Source organism: Cupriavidus sp. SW-Y-13 (assembly GCF_009793345.1).
In the GTDB taxonomy this organism is placed as follows: Bacteria; Pseudomonadota; Gammaproteobacteria; order Burkholderiales; family Burkholderiaceae; genus Cupriavidus.
The window spans coordinates 1,801,745-1,823,837 of sequence record NZ_WHLX01000001.1; the positions used below are offsets into that span (position 1 = coordinate 1,801,745).

20 protein-coding genes are annotated in these 22,093 nt (G+C 63.9%); 15 read left to right on the forward strand and 5 right to left on the reverse strand.

Features of this window, described 5'->3' with window-relative positions; genetic code table 11:
- Nucleotides 1–171 precede the first annotated feature (171 nt).
- The 7 genes from GA566_RS08035 to GA566_RS08065 all read left to right on the forward strand — a co-directional run bounded on the left by GA566_RS08035 (nucleotide 172) and on the right by GA566_RS08065 (nucleotide 8,155).
- The gene (locus tag GA566_RS08035) at nucleotides 172–1,854 is read left to right on the forward strand and encodes an MBL fold metallo-hydrolase (RefSeq protein WP_202126674.1); all 1,683 of its coding nucleotides are present in this window, start codon (nucleotides 172–174) and stop codon (nucleotides 1,852–1,854) included.
- Nucleotides 1,855–1,968: 114 nt separating this feature from the next.
- On the forward strand, nucleotides 1,969–2,406 hold the full coding sequence (locus GA566_RS08040; protein WP_160472440.1) for a hypothetical protein: 438 nt from the start codon (nucleotides 1,969–1,971) through the stop codon (nucleotides 2,404–2,406).
- A 239-nt stretch (nucleotides 2,407–2,645) separates the two neighbouring features.
- Nucleotides 2,646–2,801 carry a hypothetical protein gene (locus GA566_RS08045; RefSeq protein ID WP_237380098.1) on the forward strand — a complete coding sequence of 52 codons (156 nt, stop codon included), beginning with the start codon at nucleotides 2,646–2,648 and terminating at the stop codon, nucleotides 2,799–2,801.
- 194 nt (nucleotides 2,802–2,995) lie between these two features.
- Nucleotides 2,996–4,231 (forward strand): AI-2E family transporter, encoded by a 1,236-nt coding sequence (locus tag GA566_RS08050; RefSeq protein ID WP_160472441.1) that lies wholly within the window; start codon nucleotides 2,996–2,998, stop codon nucleotides 4,229–4,231.
- 151 nt (nucleotides 4,232–4,382) lie between these two features.
- Nucleotides 4,383–5,441, forward strand: a complete 1,059-nt coding sequence (locus GA566_RS08055; protein WP_160472443.1) for a cyclase family protein — start codon at nucleotides 4,383–4,385, stop codon at nucleotides 5,439–5,441.
- Nucleotides 5,442–5,621: 180 nt separating this feature from the next.
- Nucleotides 5,622–6,830, forward strand: coding sequence for an ABC transporter substrate-binding protein (locus GA566_RS08060; RefSeq protein WP_237380100.1), 1,209 nt, complete (start codon nucleotides 5,622–5,624; stop codon nucleotides 6,828–6,830).
- Nucleotides 6,831–7,048: 218 nt separating this feature from the next.
- Nucleotides 7,049–8,155 (forward strand): porin, encoded by a 1,107-nt coding sequence (locus GA566_RS08065; RefSeq protein ID WP_137927922.1) that lies wholly within the window; start codon nucleotides 7,049–7,051, stop codon nucleotides 8,153–8,155.
- Nucleotides 8,156–8,413: 258 nt separating this feature from the next.
- On the opposite strand, the gene GA566_RS08070 is transcribed toward GA566_RS08065, so the two are convergent.
- The gene (locus tag GA566_RS08070; protein ID WP_160472445.1) at nucleotides 8,414–9,769 is read right to left on the reverse strand and encodes a VOC family protein; all 1,356 of its coding nucleotides are present in this window, start codon (nucleotides 9,767–9,769) and stop codon (nucleotides 8,414–8,416) included.
- A 90-nt stretch (nucleotides 9,770–9,859) separates the two neighbouring features.
- Nucleotides 9,860–10,765, reverse strand: coding sequence for a LysR substrate-binding domain-containing protein (locus GA566_RS08075; protein WP_137927924.1), 906 nt, complete (start codon nucleotides 10,763–10,765; stop codon nucleotides 9,860–9,862).
- Between the two features lie 169 nt (nucleotides 10,766–10,934).
- Between GA566_RS08075 and GA566_RS08080 the strand changes: the two genes are divergently transcribed.
- Complete coding sequence (locus tag GA566_RS08080) at nucleotides 10,935–11,222, forward strand: hypothetical protein (protein ID WP_137927925.1); 288 nt, start codon at nucleotides 10,935–10,937, stop codon at nucleotides 11,220–11,222.
- 79 nt (nucleotides 11,223–11,301) lie between these two features.
- Here GA566_RS08080 and GA566_RS08085 read toward each other — a convergent pair whose 3' ends face one another.
- Nucleotides 11,302–12,978 carry a thiamine pyrophosphate-binding protein gene (locus tag GA566_RS08085; protein WP_160472446.1) on the reverse strand — a complete coding sequence of 559 codons (1,677 nt, stop codon included), beginning with the start codon at nucleotides 12,976–12,978 and terminating at the stop codon, nucleotides 11,302–11,304.
- 266 nt (nucleotides 12,979–13,244) lie between these two features.
- Here GA566_RS08085 and GA566_RS08090 point away from each other — a divergent pair, with 266 nt between their 5' ends.
- From GA566_RS08090 to GA566_RS08110, 5 genes are read left to right on the forward strand one after another with little or no spacing between them, the layout of a single operon-like run.
- Entirely contained in the window at nucleotides 13,245–14,252 is a 1,008-nt protein-coding gene (locus tag GA566_RS08090) for a tripartite tricarboxylate transporter substrate binding protein (RefSeq protein ID WP_160472448.1), read from the forward strand.
- Nucleotides 14,253–14,255: 3 nt separating this feature from the next.
- Entirely contained in the window at nucleotides 14,256–15,350 is a 1,095-nt protein-coding gene (locus GA566_RS08095; RefSeq protein ID WP_160472449.1) for a malate/lactate/ureidoglycolate dehydrogenase, read from the forward strand.
- A gap of 16 nt (nucleotides 15,351–15,366) precedes the next feature.
- Nucleotides 15,367–16,158 carry a 2-dehydro-3-deoxyglucarate aldolase gene (gene garL, locus GA566_RS08100; protein ID WP_137927929.1) on the forward strand — a complete coding sequence of 264 codons (792 nt, stop codon included), beginning with the start codon at nucleotides 15,367–15,369 and terminating at the stop codon, nucleotides 16,156–16,158.
- Between the two features lie 28 nt (nucleotides 16,159–16,186).
- Nucleotides 16,187–17,098, forward strand: a complete 912-nt coding sequence (locus tag GA566_RS08105; RefSeq protein ID WP_160472451.1) for a 2-hydroxy-3-oxopropionate reductase — start codon at nucleotides 16,187–16,189, stop codon at nucleotides 17,096–17,098.
- Nucleotides 17,098–18,033: a LysR substrate-binding domain-containing protein gene (locus GA566_RS08110; RefSeq protein WP_160472453.1), complete on the forward strand. Its 936-nt coding sequence runs from the start codon at nucleotides 17,098–17,100 to the stop codon at nucleotides 18,031–18,033. Before GA566_RS08105 ends, GA566_RS08110 begins: the two co-directional genes overlap by 1 nt.
- A gap of 167 nt (nucleotides 18,034–18,200) precedes the next feature.
- Here the strand turns inward: GA566_RS08110 and GA566_RS08115 are convergent, their stop codons facing one another.
- The gene (locus tag GA566_RS08115) at nucleotides 18,201–18,536 is read right to left on the reverse strand and encodes a hypothetical protein (protein ID WP_137927932.1); all 336 of its coding nucleotides are present in this window, start codon (nucleotides 18,534–18,536) and stop codon (nucleotides 18,201–18,203) included.
- Between the two features lie 274 nt (nucleotides 18,537–18,810).
- On the opposite strand from GA566_RS08115, the gene GA566_RS08120 reads away from it, so the two are divergent.
- On the forward strand, nucleotides 18,811–19,296 hold the full coding sequence (locus tag GA566_RS08120; protein ID WP_160473256.1) for a GFA family protein: 486 nt from the start codon (nucleotides 18,811–18,813) through the stop codon (nucleotides 19,294–19,296).
- A gap of 120 nt (nucleotides 19,297–19,416) precedes the next feature.
- Nucleotides 19,417–20,736: a sorbosone dehydrogenase family protein gene (locus tag GA566_RS08125; protein WP_202126761.1), complete on the forward strand. Its 1,320-nt coding sequence runs from the start codon at nucleotides 19,417–19,419 to the stop codon at nucleotides 20,734–20,736.
- Between the two features lie 117 nt (nucleotides 20,737–20,853).
- Here GA566_RS08125 and GA566_RS08130 read toward each other — a convergent pair whose 3' ends face one another.
- On the reverse strand, nucleotides 20,854–21,930 hold the full coding sequence (locus tag GA566_RS08130) for a porin (protein ID WP_160472455.1): 1,077 nt from the start codon (nucleotides 21,928–21,930) through the stop codon (nucleotides 20,854–20,856).
- Between the last annotated feature and the right edge of the window lie 163 nt (nucleotides 21,931–22,093).

Here is a 22,093-nt window from a genome sequence, read left to right on the forward strand (position 1 = left end):
TGGCGGTTCTGCTTGCCAAGCTCGCATTTTGAACTGCTGGCCCTCTCCCCCACCCCTCTCCCACTGCGCGGGAGAGGGGCGCGCATAACAGCGGGAGTCAGGTAATTCAAACTCTGCGGTATCCTTCCCCTCTCAATCAAAAAAGAATCCGCAGAGCATTCATCCCCCGCCATGTCTTCCACTGCCACGCCCACTCCCCTCGCCCCCTCCAAGGCCATGCGCCACGCTGCCAGCATGCTTGTGCTGCGTGACGGGCCACAAGGCATGGAAGTGCTGTTGATGCGTCGTCCGCAACGCGACGATGATCGCAGCGCCGGTGCCTACGTGTTTCCGGGCGGTGTGCTCGATCCGCAGGATGCTGCGCTCCATCCGCTCTGTACGGGGCTCGATGACGCTGCGGCGAGTGCGCGGCTCGATGTGGCTGGCAACGGGCTCGACTACTACCTGTGCGCGGTGCGCGAGGCGTTCGAGGAAGCCAACCTGCTGTTTGCCTACGATGCCAGCGGGCAGATCGTCCGGCTCGACGATCTTGGCGAGGCGGTGCGCGGCCAGTTGCGCGAAGCGGCCAGCTATGGCGGCAAGGGCGTGGCCCATGTCTGCGAGACGCTGGGCCTGACGCTGGCCGTCGACAAGCTGGCCTATTGCGCTTACTGGCTCACGCCCCCGGGGCTGGCCAAGCGATTCGATACACGCTTCTTCATGGCAATCCTGCCGGCCGGCCAGACCGCCATCCACGATGGCGTGGAAGCGGTGGAGCATCGCTGGATGCGACCCGGTGACGCCGCCGATCCGGCCGCCAATCTCACGCTCGTCAATGCCACGCGCCGCATCCTGCAGTCGATCGCGCACTTTCCCACGGCGCAGGCGTGCTTCGACTACGCCCGGCAGCAGCGCAACATCGCACTGGTCATGCCGCGCCTGGCGCACGGTCCCAAGGGGCAGCGGCCCGTCATGCCTGAGGAGCCGAGCTACGCGGAGATCGCGCGGATCGATCCGGACGGCGCGGGCCATGGCCGCTACACACTGGAACCTGGGCTGGCCGTGCGGCTGTCCGAACGCGTCTGGCGTGTGACGGCCAACAACGGCAACGTGATGACCGGCCCCGGCACCAATACGTACTTCGTGGCCGGCGCGGACAACACGTGGGCCGTGATCGATCCGGGTCCTGACGATGCCGAGCACTTCGCCGCCGTGATGGCCGCCGCACCAGGACCGGTCAAGCTGATCCTGACCACGCACACGCACCTGGATCACTCGCCCGGTTCGGTGCGCCTGCGCGAATCCACCTCGGCGCCGGTCTGGGGCCGCGTGACTACGGTGGCCGATCGCCAGGACCCGACGTTCCGCCCCGACCACATGCCCGATCACGGCGACCGCATCGTGTTGAGTCCGGATACCACGCTGCGCGTGATCCATACCCCAGGGCACGCGTCGAACCACCTCTGCTTCCTGCTCGAAGAAGAAAAGACGCTGTTCACGGGCGATCATGTGATGCAAGGCTCCTCGGTTGTCATCAATCCGCCCGATGGCGACATGCGCGACTATCTGGCGTCTCTTCAGATGCTGCTGGACGAGGACATCGACTGGATCGCACCCGGCCACGGCTTCCTGATGCCGCGCCCCCACGAAGCGATCCGCCTGCTGATCCGCCATCGCCAGCAACGCGAGGCCAAGGTCATGAATGCGTTGCGCGCGCTGGCGCCGGCCAATATCGCCACGCTGCTGGCCAGCGTCTACGACGATGTGCCCGAACGCATGCACCCGGTGGCGCAGCGGTCGTTGCTGGCGCATTTGAGGAAACTGGAGGGGGATGGGGTTGCGCGGGATGTGGACGGGGTCTGGACCCTCGTCTGACCGGCAACTTGGGTCAAGGCAAGCTCCAGAAATATCTGGAAACCTTTCCTCGCTTGGTCCCCGCGCTCGCCGCTGCCTACAGTGATCTGAACAAAACCCGCTGAAGGTGCCGCCATGTCCAGACTGCTCGCCGTGTTGCTGTTGACGCTGGCCACTTATGGCGCCGCGCACGCCGTGACCAAGTGCCAGGGGGATCGCGAGACGCTCTATACCTCCGGCGCGTGCCCTTCCGGCTATCGGGATGTCACCAGTTCGATGAAGGGCAAGGTCACCACGGTGACCAAGTCGCCAAAGGTCCGCAAGGATGAACAAGACTACCTGACGCAGCGGGCGCGATTGTCGCAACAGATAGAAAACTGGGATGCACGCGAGGACGAGCTCGCCATGCGCTCCCAGACCACCTTCTGGAATCAGTGCCGGGCCCTGGAATTCCAGGCACGCGCATCGGAACGCGCCATGGAGCGCTCCGAATACTGGTCGCATGCCGACCGCTACCGTGATGCGGCCCGCGCACTCCGGGCGGAGCAGTACAGCATGGGCTGCTACTTTTGACTGATTCCGAGCAATCTGACTAGCCGAACCGCGACGAAGATCGCCACCGATCCGCTGGCGATATCGTACTTTGGGCCGATATTAGTGACATTTAGATCGGCATACAAAAACTTTCAGCGGAAATGGGGTCGGGATCACGTGCGGGGTCACATACAATCCGTTGCGTCAGTCACGGTTGGCTGATGTTTATCCGGTTCTCGCGGCTTTTGCAGTCGCAACCCCTCCTGTGAAAGAAAACCATGCTGACTCTCACTGCGACCGTTGCGTATGTGCTGGCCTGTATCGTTGCCATCGCCTTTGGTGCTCGCTGGATGTTCAAGAACGACCCCCTGCTCAATCCCAAACAGCGCCTCGACACCGCTTCTCGCCCGATTGCTGACGATCCACCTCGCTAGCGTGCGGTCATGACCATTGCATCACCCAGAACGCCGGTTCACCAGACCGGCGTTTTGCATTCCCGAAGGGATAACCAGGCCTAAGCCGGAGATGCGCGCCGGAGTCCTACACGGCCCCTCGCTTCGCGCCGACATCCCGGATCTGGTCCACGCACTATGCTCAGAGCAGGTTCCCCCAGCCTGCACTCCGAGCCATGTCGACTGTCCCACCGGCCGTTCCCGCCTCCCCTGCCGTACCGGCCGTGCCGCCCTCGACGGGGATCGCCATGCCAGCACCGCCGCAGGAACAGGCGGGTGCCCCCGAGTCTGCTGCGGCCGCGCCCATCACCGCGCCCGACTTCTCACCGCCTGCCTGGACGAGTTCGATGCAACGCGCCAGCGTGGCGCTGATCGTCCTCGCCACGCTGGCGTCGCTCTATGCCCTGCACGTGGCCCGGGCGTTCGTGGTGCCCGTGGTGTTTGCCATCGTACTGGCCTACCTGCTTGACCCACTGGTGGCATGGCTACAGCGGCAGCACGTGCCGCGCCTGGTGGGAGCGACGGTGGTCCTGCTCGGCCTGCTTGGGCTGATCCTGTGCAGCGCCTATCTGCTGCAGGGCCAGGTCTCGTCCATCGTGGATCGCCTGCCCGATATCGCCAGCAAGTTGTCGCGTTCGGTCGGGGAACTGATGAGCGGCGACGATTCGATGCTGCAGAAGGTGCGCCGTGCCGCCACGGTGCTGGGCGGCACCGGCCAGCCGCCGGCGCCACGTGGCGCCCGGATCATCGTCGACAGTTCCGGCGACAGCCTGAACACGGTGCTCTGGGCCGGCTCGATGGGCGTATTCGCGCTCATGGCGCAGGCGGTGGTGGTGCTGTTCCTCACATGGTTCCTGCTGCTGGGCGGCGACATGTTCAAGCGCAAGTTCATCAAGATGTCCGGCAAGACCATCAGCCGCAAGAAAATCAACGTGCACATGCTCGACGAGATCAACCGGTCGATCCAGCGGTACATGCTGTTGCTGCTGGTCACCAATGCCTCGCTCGGCATCTGCACTTATCTGTTGCTGCGGTATCTCGGCGTCGAGAACGCCGGCACGTGGTCGCTGGTGGCCGCCGCACTGCACCTCGTGCCCTACTTCGGCTCGCTGCTGACCTCGGTGTGCCTCGGTGTGGCCGCCTTCATGCAGTTCGGCACCCTGCCGATGGTGGGCGCTACAGCGGGCGGCTCGCTGCTGATCGCCACGCTGATCGGCAACGGCATGACCACCTGGATGACCGGGCGCATGGCGCGCATGAATGCCGTGGCCGTGTTCGTCTCGCTGCTGCTGTTCACGTGGCTGTGGGGCACCTGGGGCATGCTGCTGGCCATTCCGCTGGCGGTCATCGCAAAAGTCGTGGCCGACCATGTGGAAGGACTCGAAGTCCTGGCCGAGTTTCTGGGCGAGTAAGTTCCACACGCGATCAGGAGCACCCCTTTCGTATTGCCAGGCAAAACTCTGGTGCGGCGCAGAATGACCGCCGCTGCGCAATCGCCTATAAACGGCCTCGGCGCCACTCGCTGGCGACACAACAAGTAAAACATCCGAGGAGACCTGAAGCATGCGCTGGAAGCAACGTCCGGAAGGTTCCAACTGGGGCGATTTTGGTCCCGACGACCAGCTAGGCCGCGTCAACCTGATCGGCCCCGAACAGGTGGTCAAGGGTGCGCGCGAGATCCAGGCAGGCATCAGCTTCTGCCTGTCGATGCCGCTCGACTACCCAGGCGGCAACAAGCTCAACCCCCGCCGCCATCCGCCACAGCTACGCCCCACCTTTCGCGACGATATCCCCTACCTGAATTTCCCGCTGGCCAAGGTCAATCCGGCCGCCACCGACGTCATCAGCGATGACCAGGTGCTGCTCTGCCTGCAGTACTCGACGCAGTGGGATTCGCTCGCGCACGTGGGCGCCCTGTTCGATGCCGATGGCGATGGCCGGCCCGAGCGGGTCTACTACAACGGTTTCCGCGCCAACGACGACATCGTGGGGCCAGTGGACTATGCCGAGGACGACCACTTCGAAGCGCACGACTGCGGCCACGGCCACGCCAGTCACGCCGACGCGCTCGGCATCGAGAACTTCGCCGTCAAGGGTATGCAGGGCCGGGGCGTGCTGGTAGACCTGGCCGATGTCTTCGGCACCGAATTCCGCAACGTCGGCTACGACGACCTCATGCGCGCCATGGAAACCCATCGCGTGGAAGTGGAGCGCGGGGACATGCTTCTGCTGCGCACCGGCTTTGCCGAGGTGGTGCTGTCGATGCAGCGCAATCCCGACGAGGAAGTGCTTCACCACAGTTGCTGCGCGCTGAATGGCCGCGACGAACGGCTGCTGAAGTGGATCACCGATTCCGGCATCGCTGCACTGATCGCCGATAACTACGCCGTGGAGCGCTATCCTGCGCTGCCGCCGCCCGACGATGCAAGGGCGCATCCGCTGCTGCCCTTGCATCATCACTGCCTGTTCAAGCTCGGACTACCACTGGGCGAACTCTGGCACCTCCGCGAACTGGCCGACTGGCTGCGCGCGAACCATCGCACACGTTTCATGCTGACTGCGCCGCCGCTCCGGCTGCCCGGGGCTGTGGGGTCGCCGGTTACGCCGGTGGCGACGGTTTGATTTTGCTGCCCGTCGTTGCTTTGCTCCCCTCTCCCACAACATGGGAGAGGGGTTGGGGGAGAGGGCCAGTGCTTCAAGTTCTAATCCGCATCTCGGAGAGGAAAGGCTTGCCCTCTCCCCCGCCCCTCTCCCGCTCGCGGGAGAGGGGAGAAAACCAAAAAACATTCCAGGAGGAGACCCATGCAACCCATCAAGACCATCATTGCCGCCGCACTCGCCGCGACATCGCTCGCCTCTCATGCCGCCGTCTCCGATGACGTCGTCAAGATCGGCCTGCTGCTCGACATGAGCGGCCTCTATGCCGATGTCACCGGACGCGGCAGCGCCACCGCGGCGCAGATGGCAATCGACGACTTCGGGGGCAAGGTGCTGGGCAAGAAGGTGGAGCTGGTGGTCGTCGACCATCAGAACAAGGCCGACATCGCCGCCAACAAGGCACGCGAATGGTTCGACACCGACAAGGTCGACGCGATTCTCGACGTCGCCGCCTCGGCCCCGGCGCTTGCCGTGCTCGACGTAGCCAAGCAGAAGAACAAGATCGTGGTGTTCTCCGGCCCCGGCACCGAGCGCATCACCAACGACCTCTGCACGCCGGTCTCCGTCCACTACGCCTACGACACCTACGCACTGGCCAACACCACCGCACGCGCCATGGTTCAGCGCGGCGGCAAGACCTGGTTCTTCCTGACTGCCGACTACGCGTTCGGCCATACGCTGCAGGCATCGGCGACGAGCGTCGTCAATGAATCCGGCGGGCAGGTGCTCGGCGCCGCGCGTCATCCGCTGAACACCAGCGACTTCGCGTCGTATCTGCTCCAGGCACAAGCCAGCAAGGCGCAGGTCGTGGGGCTGGCCAACGCCGGTGGCGACACCGTCAACGCCATCAAGGCCGCATCCGAATTCGGATTGACCCGCAGCGGCACGCAGAAAATGGCCGGACTGCTGCTCTATATCAACGACATCCACGCCATCGGCCTCAAGACCGCCCAGGGGCTGGTACTGACCGAAGCGTTCTACTGGGACATGAACGACGCCACGCGCACGTGGTCGCGCAAGTACTTCGACCGCGTCAAGAAGATGCCGAACATGAGTCAGGCCGGCGTCTATTCGTCAGTCACGCACTACCTGAAGTCCGTGCAAGCGGCGGGTGGCGACGAAACCGCGTCTGTCATGAAGCAGATGAAGTCGCTGCCGATCAACGACTTCTTCGCAAAGAACGGCCGCATCCGCGAGGACGGCCGCATGATCCACGACATGTACCTCTTCGAGGTCAAGAAGCCCGAGGAATCGAAGTATCCGTGGGATTACTACAAGTTGCTGGCCACAGTGTCCGGGGACCAGGCGTTCATGCCGGTGGCGAAGTCGCAGTGTCCGCTGTTGAAGAAGTAGCAGTCGTGCCGACCGCCGGCGACTGAATCGCCGGATAAAACGAGGCTCCGGTCAACGTGCAGTTGGCCGGAGCTTTTTATTGTCCACACCCCAAAACAATCTGTCAGACGATCCGCTCTTCTTTGCTTCGACACCAATCGTTACATTTCAGTCGCCGCACCGCGCCTGAGCCGAATGGGGACGCGCGTGCGCGTGTCTCTAGAAAAGGATAACGAAGCATGAAGACCCGTATTGCCTGCCTGGCCGCCCTGGCCGTATTGCCTGCCCTGCCTGCCGTGGCGCAGGCGCAATCGAACATCACGCTCTACGGCGTGGTAGATGCCGGCGTGGAGTTCCTGACTCACGCTCCGAACAGCGCCACGGGTGGCAGCAACAACCTGGTCCGGATGTCGGCCGGCAATATGTCGACCTCGCGCTGGGGCCTGCGCGGCTCTGAAGATCTTGGCCGTGGCCTGAAGGCGGTCTTCACGCTGGAAAGCGGTTTCGATCTCGATACTGGCAGCCTGAACCAGGGTGGCCGCCTGTTCGGGCGCCAGGCATTCGTCGGCCTGCAGAACCAGTACGGCACCGTGTCGCTGGGTCGCCATCAGACCGTGCTGTATGACTTCTCGCTGGCCTATGACCCGATGGCCATCGCCACGCGGTACTCGGTGCTGATGCACGACAAGTGGATGTCCGGCCGCGCCGACAACTCGCTGAAATTCACGGGCCAGACGGGTGCGTTCTACTACGGCCTGCTCTACAGCACGGGCTACGACAGCAGCGCTGGCGGCGAAGTGCCGGGCGACTACAAGGCTGGCCGCAACTGGTCGGTGGCAGGTGGCTACGATTCGGGTCCGGTGTCCGCCCGCGTGGTGTATGACGAAGTGCGCGGCAGCACCATGGCCACCGATGACAATCGCGAACGTCGCGCCAGCGTGGGTGCGAGCTACAACTTCGGACGTGGTCGCGCGTTTGCCGGCTATCGCTGGTACTACGGCGACTTCGCCAGCAGTTCGCTGCGCACAAACCTGTACTGGGTAGGCGCCACGTACCAGGTGACCCCGGCCATCTCCGTGACCGGCGCCGCGTACTACACCGATGTACGCAACAGCAGCGGCGATCCGTACAGCTTCGTGCTGTCGAGCACATACGCACTGTCCAAGCGCACCGACCTGTACGCGATTGCGGCGTACGCGCAGAATCGCAATGGCTCGTCGATGGGCTTGTCGGGCTTTGGCCCGTCGCTGAATGGCAGTGCTACCACGCTGACTGCGACCAGTGCGCAGGTTGGTACGGGCCAGAACCAGTTCGGCGGGATTGTCGGCGTGCGTCACCGGTTCTGATCGCCCAGCAAGAACAAGCTCCACGACGAAGACTTTCCCTTCGTCTTTTCATGGACCCGTCCGGGTGAAGACCTGGCGGGTCTTTTTCTTTTGTTTTTTTCTTGCTGGTGGTGTTCTCCCCTCTCCCGCGACGCGGGAGAGGGGTTGGGGGAGAGGGCAAGCATTTCGTCTGCGATAGCCGCTGTTAGAACTTGAAGCGCCGGCCCTCTCCCCCGCCCCTCTCCCGGAGGGAGAGGGGAAAAACCAAGTGCGAAAGATTCAGGCCACGCCCAACACCTTCAACGCCACCCTCAACGACGCTTCCTGCTCTGCCGCATACAACGCCAGCTCGTCACTGACGCTCGCTCCCAGCGCCTGCTCGAATGCTGCGCGGTTGGGCGATGCCTGCAGATCGTCGCGACGCTCGTCGCCGAGGTTCGACTGGAAGATGCCGGCTGCGCTGACGGGCAGGAAATCTTCGTACGTGATCGGCTCGGCCACGAGTGCGCCGGAGGCGATCAGCGCTTCCACATCGCTGCCGTCCGCCGCCACATTGCCCACGGCGTAGCGGTAGTAGGCCAACCCTTGCTGGCGCAGCCCTTCGTGCGTATCGGGGAATGCTTCGAATACTTGCGACAGCGTCTTGCGGTACGCGTCCGCATTCGAACCGTCGCCAGCCGGCGAGATCGTCTTGCGGACTTCGGCCAGCAGTTGGTCGTACAGTTGGCGACCCTTCGGCGTGAGCGCCACGCCGCGTTGTTCGATCTCACCGAAGCGGGCCGTGTGCGTGCCGGCTTCTCCGCCGTCGGTAAAGGTCACCGGTTCGCTCAGCGCAAGAAAACTCGTCTGGCGCAGCAAGATCGGGCAGCGGCGGGTAGGCGGACCTTCGACCACAGCCTTGGGCTGGATGCCACGCGAAGGCATCTGCGCCTGCACCATGTCGATGTCGAGCGTGCGGGGCGTCAGGTGATTGATGTGCGGGCCGGGAAAGCAGACGATATCCGCGATCAGCGGATGCGTCTTGCGCAGCTTCCAGTAAAGCTCGGACGTCACGGTGGACTTACCGTGCCAGCGGAACGTTTCCAGTGCCTCGGTCACGAAGCGCGCGGCATCGTCCTCGCTCAAACCGCCCTGTGCTTCGGCACGCTCGATCATCGCCAGGCATCCCCGCGTGAAGATCGAGCGCGTGGCCAGCACCGCAGCAGCGGCATCGCGCAACTCGGCATCCTCGATCAGATCCAGTCGCAGCAGCGACGTGAAGACCCGAAACGGGTTCTCGGCCAGACCCGCCGTATCGAGCGGACGGAACGCCGTGGAATGTACCGGCACGCCGGCTACGGAAAGATCGTAGTAACCCACCGGGAACATGCCCATCACCCCGAACAGGCGACGGATGGTGGCGAGTTCTTCGGGCGTGCCCACGCGGATTGCGCCGTGGCGCTCCACCTCGATACGCGATTCCTGGCCGGCCGCGCCGGCTGCAGCGGCGCCGATGCTGGCCAGCACGTCGGCGTTGGTGTCGGCAACGAGCGCCATCAGCGTGCCGTACTGCGGCACCTCGGCGCGATACATATCGGACATGGCACGCGAGAACTGCGCGCGGATCTGGCTGGGGGACGAGAAAGTGGCTGTCATGATCTTGAGGGGAAATTGCGCCGCCAAGTGTCAGACAGCCGGCCCTTCCTCGCAAGCAACATTTCTACGCTACTTGATGCCTTTTACGCATTAACGCTGGTTTGCACCACATTGGCGCAATAGCCAGTCGGCAAATGACTGGGCCTTGTCATCGCCGGGCTTTCCTTCCCGATAGGACACAAAGTACGCCCCGCCGTCTTCCGCCTTGCGTGCAGCCTGAAATGGCAGCGCCACCAACTGCCCACTTTCCATTTCGGAATGAACCATCATCGCGGGCAGCACTGCCACGCCTAGCCCGCAGATCGCCGCGCCGGTCACCATCGTGAACAGGTCATAGCGGGCGCCAAGCCGGGCTTTGCGGCGCACGTCCTCGTCATCTGCGCTGAACCAGTCGGGCCAGGCATCGGGACGGCTGGCCAGATGCAACAGCGGCAGGCGGAGCAGATCGTCCCGCTCGCGCAGCCTTGCCTGTTCGAGCAACAAAGGACTGCAGACCGGGATCGAGGGCCCCTCGTCCAGCAGCCGCGCGTGGGGATGCCCCTCCCAGGGCCGGTCGCCAAAGTAGATCGCGGCATCGAACAGCGATTCGGCGAAATGGAATGGTTCGGGCCGGGCGTGGATATTGACGACGATGCGCGGATGCTCGGCACGGAAGCTGGCCAGCCGGGGAATCAGCCATTGCGTGGCGAAGGTGGGCACCACCGCCAGCTCGATCACGTCCATGCCCCCAGCCCTTGAAGCCAGATCCTTGGTGGCGCGCTCGATCGCCTTGAGTTCCTCGCGGATCTCCCGGACGTAGCGGTCGCCATCGGCTGTCAGCACCACTCGCTGGCGCACGCGCTCGAAAAAACGCACACCAAGCCGGGCTTCCAGCGCCTGGATCTGCCGGGAAATCGCGCTCTCGGTCACGTTCAGTTCGGCCGCCGCACGCGTGAAGCTGCCGAGCCGGGCGGCGCACTCGAGCATCTGGAGTGCAATCAGACTGGGAAGACGCATGGAACAAGGTTGGGGCGTGCGGCAACCCACAGTGGGATGCCGCAAAGGCTGCCATTGTGGCACCGGCGTCCCACCGCTGTCTTATCGAGCCCTTGAAAATTCCGAATCACTGTATATATTTACAGGTACTGTATGGATGAACAGTAATCGGAGATTTCGGAGTCTACAGATGGAACATCTGATCCGTGTGCAGAACGAATATGACCGCCAGATCCTGGTCTGGCTGCGCGGGCGCATCGGCGATGCCGCCCTCGCCTCTGCGGCCCGTCGCGCTGCCGGAGATGGCAGGAAGCCCTATCTTTCCACGATCTGCCGGATGCTGAACATCCGGCCACCTGCACGGCGTGTCTTTCTGGAGGAAGCCCGGAAGACCCATCGGGCCGTCGGGGATCGGTATCTGGCCCAGATTCGCCAGATCCTGGGTACACCCGAACCCGCGCAGACATCTCTTTTTTGAGAAGGATCCCGCTTTAGCCGAAACCATGGGAATCCCATAATTATTGGATTCCCATAATTCAAACTAAACGCGCCTGGGGTCAGCGCAGCGGCAACTCCGTTACCCGCATGGCCGGCGTGATCTGCAGCGGGTCTGTCACCAGCTCCAGCACGGCCGGCTTGCCCGCCTTCATGGCCCGTTCGAATGCCGCGGCGAAATCTTCGGTCCGCTCCACGCGCTCGGCCCATGCGCCGCAACTGCGCGCCATCTCCACAAAATCCGGATTGACGATAGCCGTGCCGCTCTGCCGGCCCGGGTAGCGCTTTTCCTGATGCATGCGGATCGTGCCGTACATGCGGTTGTTCACCACGATCGTGATCAGGTTGGCGCCATGCGCGGCGGCGGTGGCGATTTCCTGCGGATACATCAGGAAGCAGCCGTCGCCCGCGAAGCAGACCACGGTCTTTTCCGGATGGCGCAACTTGGCGGCGATACCAGCCGGCAAGCCATACCCCATCGCACCACAAGTCGAGGCAAGCTCGGTACGGGGCCGCTTGTACGCGTAGAAGCGATGCAGCCAGACCGTGTAGTTACCGGCGCCATTCGATAGCATCGCGTCTTCCGGCAACACCTGGTTCAGATGCGCCATCGCGGCCCCCAGATCCACGCCCGTCAGTTCGGCGTGCGGTTTGGGTGGTGTGACAAATGCCTCGTGCTCGGCCCGCGCACCCGTGGTCCAGTCCTTCCACGGCTTGGCAGCCGGGGCCTGCAGTGCCGCCAGCATCGCGGCACCCGCTTCCACGCCGGCATGGATGGGCAGCGCGGCCTGATAGACGCGGCCGAGTTCGAAGCTATCGGCATGGATGTGAACCAGCTTCTGCTTCGGCCGCGGCGCATCCAGAAGCGTGTAGCTATCGGTCGCGATATCGCCCAGCCGCGTACCGAAAGCCACGATCAGATCGGCGGTCTTCACGCGCTCCGCCAGCTTGGGGCTGACACCGAGGCTCAGGTGGCCCACGTAGTGCGGGTCGCGATTGTCGATCACGTCCTGACGGCGGAAGGCACAGGCCACTGGCAGATCCCACGCGTTCACGAACGCGGCGAAGTCGCGCACGGCGGCGTCCGTCCAGTTCGCTCCGCCCGCGATCACCAGCGGACGTTTTGCTTCGGCCAATGCGGCGGTCAGCGCCTTGGCATCGGCTGCAGCCGGGGAAGCAGCAACCGCACGATACGGCGCGGCATCGGCGCATTCCACCATGCCGTCGAGCACGTCTTCCGGCAGCGCCAGCACCACGGGGCCGGGCCGGCCCGATGTGGCGACCTGGAAGGCGCGTGCCACCATTTCCGGAATGCGCGCGGGGTCGTCGATCTCGGCGGCCCACTTGGCCATCGAGCCGAACACGGCGGCATAGTCCACCTCCTGGAAGGCTTCCCGGCCCTTGTACTGGCGCGCGATCTGGCCGACGAACAGGATCATCGGCGTGGAGTCCTGCGCGGCGATATGCACGCCGATGCTAGCGTGCGTGGCACCCGGCCCGCGCGTGGCAAAGCAGATGCCTGGGCGGCCGGTCAGCTTGCCGTCCGCCTCGGCCATGTTCGCCGCCGCGCCCTCGTGCTTGCAAACCACCAGGTCGATGGCCGACTCGTCATGGAGCGCGTCCAGCACGTCGAGAAAGCTCTCGCCGGGCACGCAAAAGATGCGCTCGGTGCCGTGAATACGCAGTTGGTCGACCAGTACGTGGCCGCCGGAGCGGGCCGAGGGGGGTGCAGTTGTCATGGCGAAATCCAGATGGGAGGCTTCGTGAATGTCTGCAATTGTTCCGTTTGACGTGTCTGGCCGCGCGGTCTATCGTGCATTTCTGTTATGCGTTTTTTGCAAGGCCGCACGGCGGGTGTCCGTGTAGATTGACAGGCGAGGCGCCGTACAAGGCGCCCGGTTCTGCGCCGCTGCTCCGTCCCGGAAACCGGCAGGCAGAACGACATAAAGGGAAACGCCGAACCGGGATGAAGACCCCGAAACGTTCCGTGAACAGGAGACAACCTATGCTTTTGACCCAACGCGCCATGCGGCCCGTGCTGGCCGTGCTTTGTACCGGATGCATGGCCGTGGCCGGCCATGCCGGCGCCCAGACCGGCACGCATGCGGCCGACCACTATCCGTCCAAGCCCATCACCTATGTCGTGCCCTTCGCAGCCGGCGGCACCACCGACCTGCTGGGTCGCCTGATCGGCCAGAAGCTCTCGCAGACACTGGGCCAGTCCGTGGTGGTGGAGAATCGCGCAGGCGCGGGTGGCAACATCGGCTCGGACTATGTCGCCAAGGCGCCTGCCGACGGCTACACGATCCTGGGTGGCACCATCAGCTCGCATGCCATCAATACGAGCCTGTATCCGAAGATGCCGTATGACCCGGTCAAGAATTTCCAGCCCATCACGCTGATCGGCACGCTGCCAAACGTGCTGGTGGTCAACAGCAGCAGCCCATGGAAGAGCGTGCAGGACGTGATTGCCGCCGCCAAGGCCAAGCCCGGCTCGATCAACTTTGGCTCGTCGGGCAACGGCACCTCGCAGCATCTGGCCGCCGAACTGTTCGCCAACATGGCCGGCCTGCGCATGACGCACGTGCCGTACAAGGGCAGCAGCCAGGCCGTGCAGGCGCTACTCGGCAGCCAGGTGGATCTCGTCTTCGAAAACAGCCTCGCCGCGATTCCGATGATCCAGTCTGGCAAGTTCCGGGCATTGGCCACCACTGGCGGCAAGCGCGCTGCCGAGTTGCCCGATGTGCCGACAATGGCCGAATCGGGCCTGAACGGCTACGAGATCGTGTCGTGGCAGGCGATCTTCGCACCGGCCGGTACGCCCGCGCCGGTGGTCAACAAGCTCTCCGCCGAAATCGGCAAGATCATCCGCCAGCCGGACGTGCGTGCCAAGCTGGCCTCGATGGGCGTGGAGCCTTCGGGCGCCGGCCCCGCAGAATTGTCCGCCTTCCAGAAAGCCGAGGTGGCCAAGTGGGCCAACCTGATCAAGGTCGCCAATATCCACCTGGAGTAATGCATGAGTGAACATCGAATCCCGACTGCTGGCCTGCATCAGTGGGTGGTCGATCTCTGGCTGGCGGCGGGTTCCGACGCGCGCGAGGCGGCGCTGACCGCCGATCACCTCGTCGGCGCCAACCTCTCCGGCCACGATTCGCACGGCGTGGGAATGATCCCCAAGTACGTGATGTCATGGCAGGCGGACCAACTCCAGTTGAACCAGCAGGTCAGCGTGGTGCATGAGTCCGGTGGCATCCTGAGCCTCGACGGCAATCGCGGCATGGGCCAGGCGGTGACCGAAGAGGCCATGCGCATGGGGATCGAGCGCGCCAAGGAGCACGGCGTCTGCGTGCTGGGCCTGCGCCGCTCGCACCATCTGGGACGTGTGGGCCATTGGGCCGAGCAGGCCACGGCAGCCGGCATGATCTCGATCCACTTCGTCAACGTGCTGTCCAAGCCGATCGTCGCTCCGCATGGCGGCTACGATGCGCGCTTCGGCACCAATCCGTTCACGATTGGCGTGCCCGTGGCGGGCCAGCCGCCGCTGGTGCTCGACTTCGCGACGAGCGCCATCGCACTCGGCAAGGTACGCGTGGCCAACAACAAGGGGGTGCCGGTGCCGCCGGGCAGCCTCATGGATCCGCACGGGCACCCCACCGACAACCCCGCCGTGATGTTCCCGCAGCCCGGTACGCCGCAGGGCGCGCTGCGTACGTTTGGCGAGCACAAGGGTCATGTCCTTGCGGTGATGTGCGAACTGCTCGGCGCCGCCGTGACGGGCGGCCACACGATCCGCCCGGAAACGCTCACGCACGAACACGCGGTGTGGAACAACATGCTGGCCATCGTGTTCGATCCCGCGCGGATGGGTAGCAGCACCTCGTTCGGCCACGAAGTGGAATCGTTCGTGGAATGGATGAAAGCGTCGCGCCTGCAACCCGGCAATGACGACATCAAACTGCCCGGCGATCCCGAGCGCGCATGGCGTCGTGCCCGCGCCGAGTTCATCCCCGTGGATAGCGGCACGCTCGCGCAACTCGACGATGCCGCGGCACGCGTGCTGCAATCGCGCGGCAAATCCCCGGGCCCGCTGTCGGCGCTGGCCGCAGACTGATCAGGAGTTTTCCAACATGACTGCCACCCCTCACCTGCCCCAGCTTCATCCGCTGCCCAACCGCTTCCGCGCCGACATGCTCGCGCGCAAGCGGCTGATCGGACTATGGAGTTCGCTCGGGCAAGCCACCACCAGCGAGATTGTCGGTCTGGCCGGCTTCGACTGGATTCTGCTCGATGGCGAGCACTCGCCCAATGATGTGCTGACCTTCGCGCCGCAACTGATGGCGCTCAAGGACAGCACCAGCGCGCCGGTGGTGCGCCCGCCGTGGAATGATCCGGTAGCGATCAAGCGGCTGCTCGACATCGGCTTCTACAACTTCCTGATTCCGTTCGTGGAATCCGCCGAGGAAGCGCGCCGCGCGGTGCAAGCCACGCGTTATCCCCCCGATGGCATTCGCGGTGTCTCCGGTGCGCAGCGGCAGAACCGCTACGGCACGTTGCCCGACTTCTTCAAGACGATCAACGACAACATCTGCGTGCTCGTACAGATCGAAAGCCGCAAGGGCGTGGAAGCCGTGGAAGCAATCTGCGCCGAGCCCGGCGTGGACGGCATCTTCATCGGTCCGAACGACCTGGCCGCGGCATACGGTCATCTCGGCAATCCGAACCATCCCGATGTGCAGGCCGCCGTAAAACAGATTTACGATGCAGCGAATCGCGCGGGCAAGGCCATCGGCACGCTGACGCCGGTGGAGGCCGACGCCAAACGCTACCTCGACATGGGCGCGCACTTCGTGGCCGTGGGTATCGACCACGTGCTGCTGCGTGATGCGGCCCGCGCGCTGCGCGAGCGCTTTCCTTCCTGACAGAACTTGTAGCAACCGGACATCAATCATGAGCAAGATCGGATTCATCGGACTGGGCGTGATGGGCAAGCCCATGGCGCAACACCTTCAGGCCGGCGGCCACACTGTTTACGCGCACACGCGCAGCGGCGTGCCGCAGGAACTGCTTGACGCAGGCATGCAGTCGTGCGCGAGCGCTACCGACGTGGCAAAGCAAGCGGAAGTCACCTTCCTGATGCTGCCCGATACACCGGACGTGGCGCGCGTGCTGTTTGAAGACAACAGCGTGGCAGCGGGTCTCGCCAAGGGCAAGATCGTGGTCGATATGAGCTCGATCTCGCCCATCGAGACGCGCGAGTTCGCAAAGAAGATCGAAGCCTTGGGCTGCGACTACGTAGACGCGCCGGTCTCGGGTGGTGAAGTGGGCGCGAAGGCCGCCACGCTGTCGATCATGGCCGGCGGCAAACAGGCCGTGTTCGACAAGGTCCTGCCGCTGCTGCAACTGATGGGCAAGAACATCACGCTGGTGGGCAATGTTGGCGACGGACAGGTGGCGAAGGTTGCCAACCAGGTGATCGTCGCGCTGACCATCGAGGCCGTGAGTGAGGCGTTGGTGCTGGCCGCCAAGGCCGGCGCCGATCCGGCGCGCGTGCGCGAGGCGCTGATGGGCGGCTTTGCCAGCTCGAAGATCCTCGAAGTTCACGGCGAGCGGATGATCAAGCGCACGTTCAATCCGGGCTTCCGCATCGAGCTGCACCAGAAGGACCTGAACCTGGCGCTGTCCACGGCCAAGGCGCTGGGTCTGGGCATGCCGAACACGGCATCGACGCAGCAACTGTTCAACGTGTGCGTAGCCCAGGGCGGTGCGGCGTGGGATCACTCGGGGCTGGTCAAGGCCATCGAGCACCTGTCGGCGTTTGCTATCGGCGACAAGCCGCCTGTTTCGACAACTACGGCCTGATGTCTGCGCTCAATTCCGACGACCTGGCGTGCTTCGTCTGCGTGGCCAACACGCAGAGCATCTCGCGCGCTGCGCTGGAACTGGGCGCCGACCAGTCCACCGTGAGCCGTCAGATCACGCGGCTCGAAGCTGCGCTCGACACGCGGCTGTTTCACCGCAGCGGGCGCGGCGTGGTACTGACCGAGGCTGGCGCCACGCTGCTGGGCTACGCGCGGCAGGTGGCCACCACGCTGTCCGAAGCTCGCTCCGCGGTGCGGGCATCTTCCGCGCAAGGGCCCACGCAACTGGTCATCGCCGCGCAGCCGACCATCGCCAACACCGCGTTTGCGTCCATCGGCACCGCACTCAAGGAGCGCTATCCGGCAACGAAACTGCGTTTTGTCGAAGGACTGGCATCGCCGATCCTGTCCTGGCTCGCAGCCGGTGAAATCGACGTTGCCCTGCTCTACCTGCCCGAGCAACAGGGCGCACTCAAAGTGGATGTGCTGCTGGAAGAAGACCTGACGCTGGTCACGCCGGCGTCATGGAGCCACGTGGGCCCCACGTTCCAAGCCCGACGCCTGGGCGAGGTACCGCTGATCCTGCCGAGCACGACCAGTGGCCTTCGCATGCTGGCTGAAGCATTGGCTACGCGCGCCGGGACGACATTGAACGTTGCGATGGAATGCGATGCGTCGAACGCGGTGTCGATGCGGCTTGTGGAAGACGGCTGCGGCGCGACGCTGCTGCCTTTCGCAGCTGTAGCGGATCGCGTGGCGCAGGGTCGGCTGCATTCGGCACGACTGGTCGATCCGGTGGTCACGCGCCAGGTGGCCGTGGCAACGGCACGCAATCGTCCGGCGGTGGCTGACTTGTGGGATGTGATGCAGACGGTGCGGCAGTCTGTGAGGAAGACGGTGATGTCGGGGGCCTGGCCGGGGGCGCGGCTCATATAACGCATCGACGGTTTTGCTCCCCTCTCCCGCGCGCGGGAGAGGGGCTGGGGGAGAGGGCCAGCGGCTTCAACGACAGACAAGTCGCTATTTGAAGCTCCATGCCCTCTCTCCCCCGACCCCTCTCCCGCAACGCGGGAGAGGGGAGGATGCCGCAAGCATGCGAGGCGTTACTGCTTCGTCCCCTGCTGCAACTCCGCCTTCGCGGCCTCGTTCGCAGCCTTCTTGGCGTCCTTCTGTTCGCCCTTGGCGGCGCTCACGTCCTGCTTGTACGTGCTCTTGGCTGCTGCCTTCTCCGCCTTGTACTGGTCATTGGCGGCCTTGCGCGCTTCGCGGCGCTCCACCAGCGGGTCCTTCGGCGGCTGGATCTGCACCGTGCCCGGCGGCACTGCGCTCGTGGTGTTGGCGGGAGCGGTCGTGGTCTGCGCGAATGCGGTCGCCGACATCAAGCCTGCAACCAGGGCGCCGACGAGCGAGGTGTTGCGAATGATTCGAGTCTTGGACATAAGAGACCTCTCAATGTTGTTATCGAAAGAACCTGGAACCTGAAACGAAAACGGAGCGTTGCCGCACCGTTTGCCCAAGTTTAGAAGCCATCTGGTGTGTCGCGTGCCGCATTCAAACAATCCCTTACAAAAACTCGCGCGCACTGACAGACAACGCCTGACAACGCCACAGTTTTTGCCGGGTTACCGTGGCCAATCCTTGCGTCAAGTGCTTGAAACGAGGGGTCCGGTCACCCACACTGTGATGCATTGCCACCTCGATATCGGAGTCATCATGCATCTCGAAGGTTCGTGCCAATGCGGCGTCGTGCAGTTCTCGCTTGAGTCGGATTCACCGTCGCCATTCATGCATTGCCACTGTTCGATCTGTCGCAAGACTGGCGGCAGCGCGGGCTACGGCATCAATATCGGCGGCGATGCCGAAACGCTACGCGTTAGCGGGCAAAAGCACGTTGCCCACTTTCATGCGGTGATGCGCGAGCCGGGTAAATCGCCCCATCACTCGAAGGCGTATCGCTACTTCTGCAAGCAATGCGGCACGCCGCTGTGGCTGTGGGACCCGCGCTGGCCCGAACTCGTCCATCCCTATGCCAGCGCCATCGATACGCCGCTGCCGAAACCACCGGAAACCGTCGAGATCATGCTGGATGACGCACCAGAGTGGGTCGATGTGCCGCGCGGCAAAAGTCACCGCCATTTCAGAAAGTTTCCCAAGGAATCGCTGCGCGAATGGCATCAGCGCCACGGGATGCTGGGGTAGTCAGACGGCAGCGGACATCGGCTTGCAGCGCCGCTGACATACAAGCCGAGCGCACATTCCTATGCTTCAGGGAGTTCTGCACGACACCGCCTCCTGGAGCCCTCAATGGTTCGCCCCTTCATGATCTATCCCATGGCCACGATGTTCGCCGTCGTGGCCACGCTCGTATTGCTGAGCGGCTGCGGCGAATCGGCCAAGCTGCCCGAAGCGGCCGGCTTTGGTCCCGCGCCCAAGCTGCCTGCACCGAACCAGACCACCATCCCCACCGTCCACGTTGCCCCCGCCAAGGGGTGGGAAAACGGCAAGATGCCCGTAGCCGCCGATGGCATGCGCGTGGCCGCCTTCGCAGACAAGCTCGACCATCCCCGCTGGGTCTACGTGCTGCCCAACGGCGACGTGCTCGTGGCCGAGACCAACGCGCCGCCCAAGCCCGATGACAGCAAGGGCATTCGCGGCTGGGTCATGAAGCAGGTGATGAAGCGTGCCGGTGCCGTAACGCCGAGCGCCAACCGCATCACGCTGCTGCGCGATACCGATGGCGACGGCGTGGCGGATCAGCGCAGCGTCTTCCTCAAGGATCTGAATTCGCCGTTCGGCATGGTGCTCGTCGGCAACGATTTCTACGTGGCCAATACCGATGCAGTGGTGCGATTCCCGTACTCACCGGGACAGACCAGCATCACGGATGCGGGCACGAAGTTCGTGGATCTGCCCGGTGGTCCGCTGAATCACCACTGGACCAAGAACGTCATCGCCAGCGCGGACGGCAGCAAACTCTATGTGACGGTGGGTTCCAACAGCAACGTTGGCGAGAACGGACTCGACAAGGAAGCGGGTCGCGCGGCGATCTGGGAAGTGGACCGACAAACCGGACAGCATCGCATCTACGCGAGCGGCCTGCGCAATCCAAACGGCATGGCATGGGAGCCGGCCACGAAGATGCTGTGGACTTCGGTCAATGAACGCGACGAGATCGGCAGCGACCTCGTGCCGGACTACATCACCTCGGTACGCGATGGCGGCTTCTATGGATGGCCGTTCAGCTACTACGGCCAGCATGTGGACGAACGCGTGAAACCGCCTGCTCCGGATATGGTGGCAAAGGCCATCGTGCCGGATTACGCCGTAGGTTCGCACACGGCATCGATCGGCATGACCGGTGCCTCGGGCAACAGCCTGCCCGCGAGATTCCACGATGGGATGTTTGTCAGCCAGCACGGCTCGTGGAATCGCAAGCCGCGCGCGGGTTACAAGGTGATCTTCGTGCCGTTCGATCAGGGCCGCCCCACGGGCGCGCCATTCGATGTACTGACCGGCTTTCTCACCGATGACGGCGACGCGCAAGGGCGCCCCGTTGGTGTGGCCGTGGATACGCGCGGTGGCCTGCTGGTGGCCGATGATGTCGGCAATATCATCTGGCGCGTCACGGGCGCGCAGTGAATCTGCGAAAGCGCATAGAAAAACCGGCGATGCCAGCACTGGCATCGCCGGGGGACCACCCACCACGGCAGCCCAAAGCCTCGAAAGTGTCGAGTTTCCGAAGCGGTTGGAATCGACTCAGAAGCGGTGTTGCAGACCCGCGATCACACCGACCTGATTGCTGCCGTAGCCCACAAAGTCACGAGACACGCTGACGTTCTGCCCATTGCGTGCGCGTGCATAGCCGCCCGACAGATAGGCCGCCGTGCGCTTCGAAAAGTTGTACTGGGCGCGCACCGAGAACAGGATCGGATCGCCATCCGTATCGCCCTTGATGTTCTGCTTGTAGACCGCGCCGATTAGCGTGAAGGCCGGCGTGAAGTCATACGCGGCACCCACCCAGTACAGATCGCTGAGTTGCTTGGACGCCGACGTCGTGAACGTCTTGCGATAGTTGCGATATCCCGCGTAGACCGACAAGGCGCCAAAGTCGTAGCTCGCACCGGCGTGGATGCCCTGCACGTAATCCACATTGTCAGGCGGCGTAGTGCTCGTGCCCGCGCCGATCTGGCGATCCCACGTCAGCGCCGCCGCGAACTTGCCCGCGTTGTAGCCCAGGCCGAGGTCGTATTTCGAGGAAGACTTGAAGCTGCCCGGCACTTCGCCGAACGACATCGTGCCCCCCACCTTGACGGGACCGAACTTGCCGTCGTAGCGCACGATGTTGGCGGAGCGCGAGAACATGCCGTCCTTGCGGCCACCCGTGGCCGTCGACGACGTGGCCCACGAATAGCTCGGTGCGTAGCCCATCGGGTCGAACGGCAGCATGAAATCGTAGGTCGTCGTGAAGTCGCGGCCCATACGGATGCTGCCCAGCGTCTTGTCCTCGATGCCCACCCATGCCCGGCGATCGAACAGCGTGTTGTCGGTATCGAGCTTGCCGGTATCCACGGCGATGCCCGATTCCAGCGCGAAGATCGCCTTCATCCCGCCACCCAGGTCCTCGCTGCCGCGCAGGCCCCAGCGCGACGTGTTCTTGCCGCCCGACGTCATCTTGACGGTCGAGTTGCCGTTGGGGCCGGCTTTGCTCAAGTATTCGATACCCGTATCCACGAGCCCGTAGAGCGTCACACTCGATTGCGCCGCTGCATTGCCCGACACCACCACGCCTGCCAGCGAACCCATTGCGGCCACCGCCGCCACCTTCCGTTTCATGCCAGTCTCCTCGTCGTTCTTGTGTGATCGGGAGCGGATGGTAGAAGGCGCGCACTTTCACTTCGCTTTCAAAGCGGCTGGCATTTTTGCGCGTGGTCCAGGCAACACGACTGGGAGTTTCCCTAACTGGCGAGGGCCGCGCGTAACAGGTATCTATCCACGC

Coding starts and splice junctions, on each gene's coding strand:
- GA566_RS08035 (WP_202126674.1), top strand. CDS start 172: ATGTCTTCCACTGCCACGCCCACTCCCCTCGCCCCCTCCAAGGCCATG.
- GA566_RS08040 (WP_160472440.1), top strand. CDS start 1,969: ATGTCCAGACTGCTCGCCGTGTTGCTGTTGACGCTGGCCACTTATGGC.
- GA566_RS08045 (WP_237380098.1), top strand. CDS start 2,646: ATGCTGACTCTCACTGCGACCGTTGCGTATGTGCTGGCCTGTATCGTT.
- GA566_RS08050 (WP_160472441.1), top strand. CDS start 2,996: ATGTCGACTGTCCCACCGGCCGTTCCCGCCTCCCCTGCCGTACCGGCC.
- GA566_RS08055 (WP_160472443.1), top strand. CDS start 4,383: ATGCGCTGGAAGCAACGTCCGGAAGGTTCCAACTGGGGCGATTTTGGT.
- GA566_RS08060 (WP_237380100.1), top strand. CDS start 5,622: ATGCAACCCATCAAGACCATCATTGCCGCCGCACTCGCCGCGACATCG.
- GA566_RS08065 (WP_137927922.1), top strand. CDS start 7,049: ATGAAGACCCGTATTGCCTGCCTGGCCGCCCTGGCCGTATTGCCTGCC.
- GA566_RS08070 (WP_160472445.1), bottom strand. CDS start 9,769: ATGACAGCCACTTTCTCGTCCCCCAGCCAGATCCGCGCGCAGTTCTCG.
- GA566_RS08075 (WP_137927924.1), bottom strand. CDS start 10,765: ATGCGTCTTCCCAGTCTGATTGCACTCCAGATGCTCGAGTGCGCCGCC.
- GA566_RS08080 (WP_137927925.1), top strand. CDS start 10,935: ATGGAACATCTGATCCGTGTGCAGAACGAATATGACCGCCAGATCCTG.
- GA566_RS08085 (WP_160472446.1), bottom strand. CDS start 12,978: ATGACAACTGCACCCCCCTCGGCCCGCTCCGGCGGCCACGTACTGGTC.
- GA566_RS08090 (WP_160472448.1), top strand. CDS start 13,245: ATGCTTTTGACCCAACGCGCCATGCGGCCCGTGCTGGCCGTGCTTTGT.
- GA566_RS08095 (WP_160472449.1), top strand. CDS start 14,256: ATGAGTGAACATCGAATCCCGACTGCTGGCCTGCATCAGTGGGTGGTC.
- garL (WP_137927929.1), top strand. CDS start 15,367: ATGACTGCCACCCCTCACCTGCCCCAGCTTCATCCGCTGCCCAACCGC.
- GA566_RS08105 (WP_160472451.1), top strand. CDS start 16,187: ATGAGCAAGATCGGATTCATCGGACTGGGCGTGATGGGCAAGCCCATG.
- GA566_RS08110 (WP_160472453.1), top strand. CDS start 17,098: ATGTCTGCGCTCAATTCCGACGACCTGGCGTGCTTCGTCTGCGTGGCC.
- GA566_RS08115 (WP_137927932.1), bottom strand. CDS start 18,536: ATGTCCAAGACTCGAATCATTCGCAACACCTCGCTCGTCGGCGCCCTG.
- GA566_RS08120 (WP_160473256.1), top strand. CDS start 18,811: ATGCATCTCGAAGGTTCGTGCCAATGCGGCGTCGTGCAGTTCTCGCTT.
- GA566_RS08125 (WP_202126761.1), top strand. CDS start 19,417: ATGATCTATCCCATGGCCACGATGTTCGCCGTCGTGGCCACGCTCGTA.
- GA566_RS08130 (WP_160472455.1), bottom strand. CDS start 21,930: ATGAAACGGAAGGTGGCGGCGGTGGCCGCAATGGGTTCGCTGGCAGGC.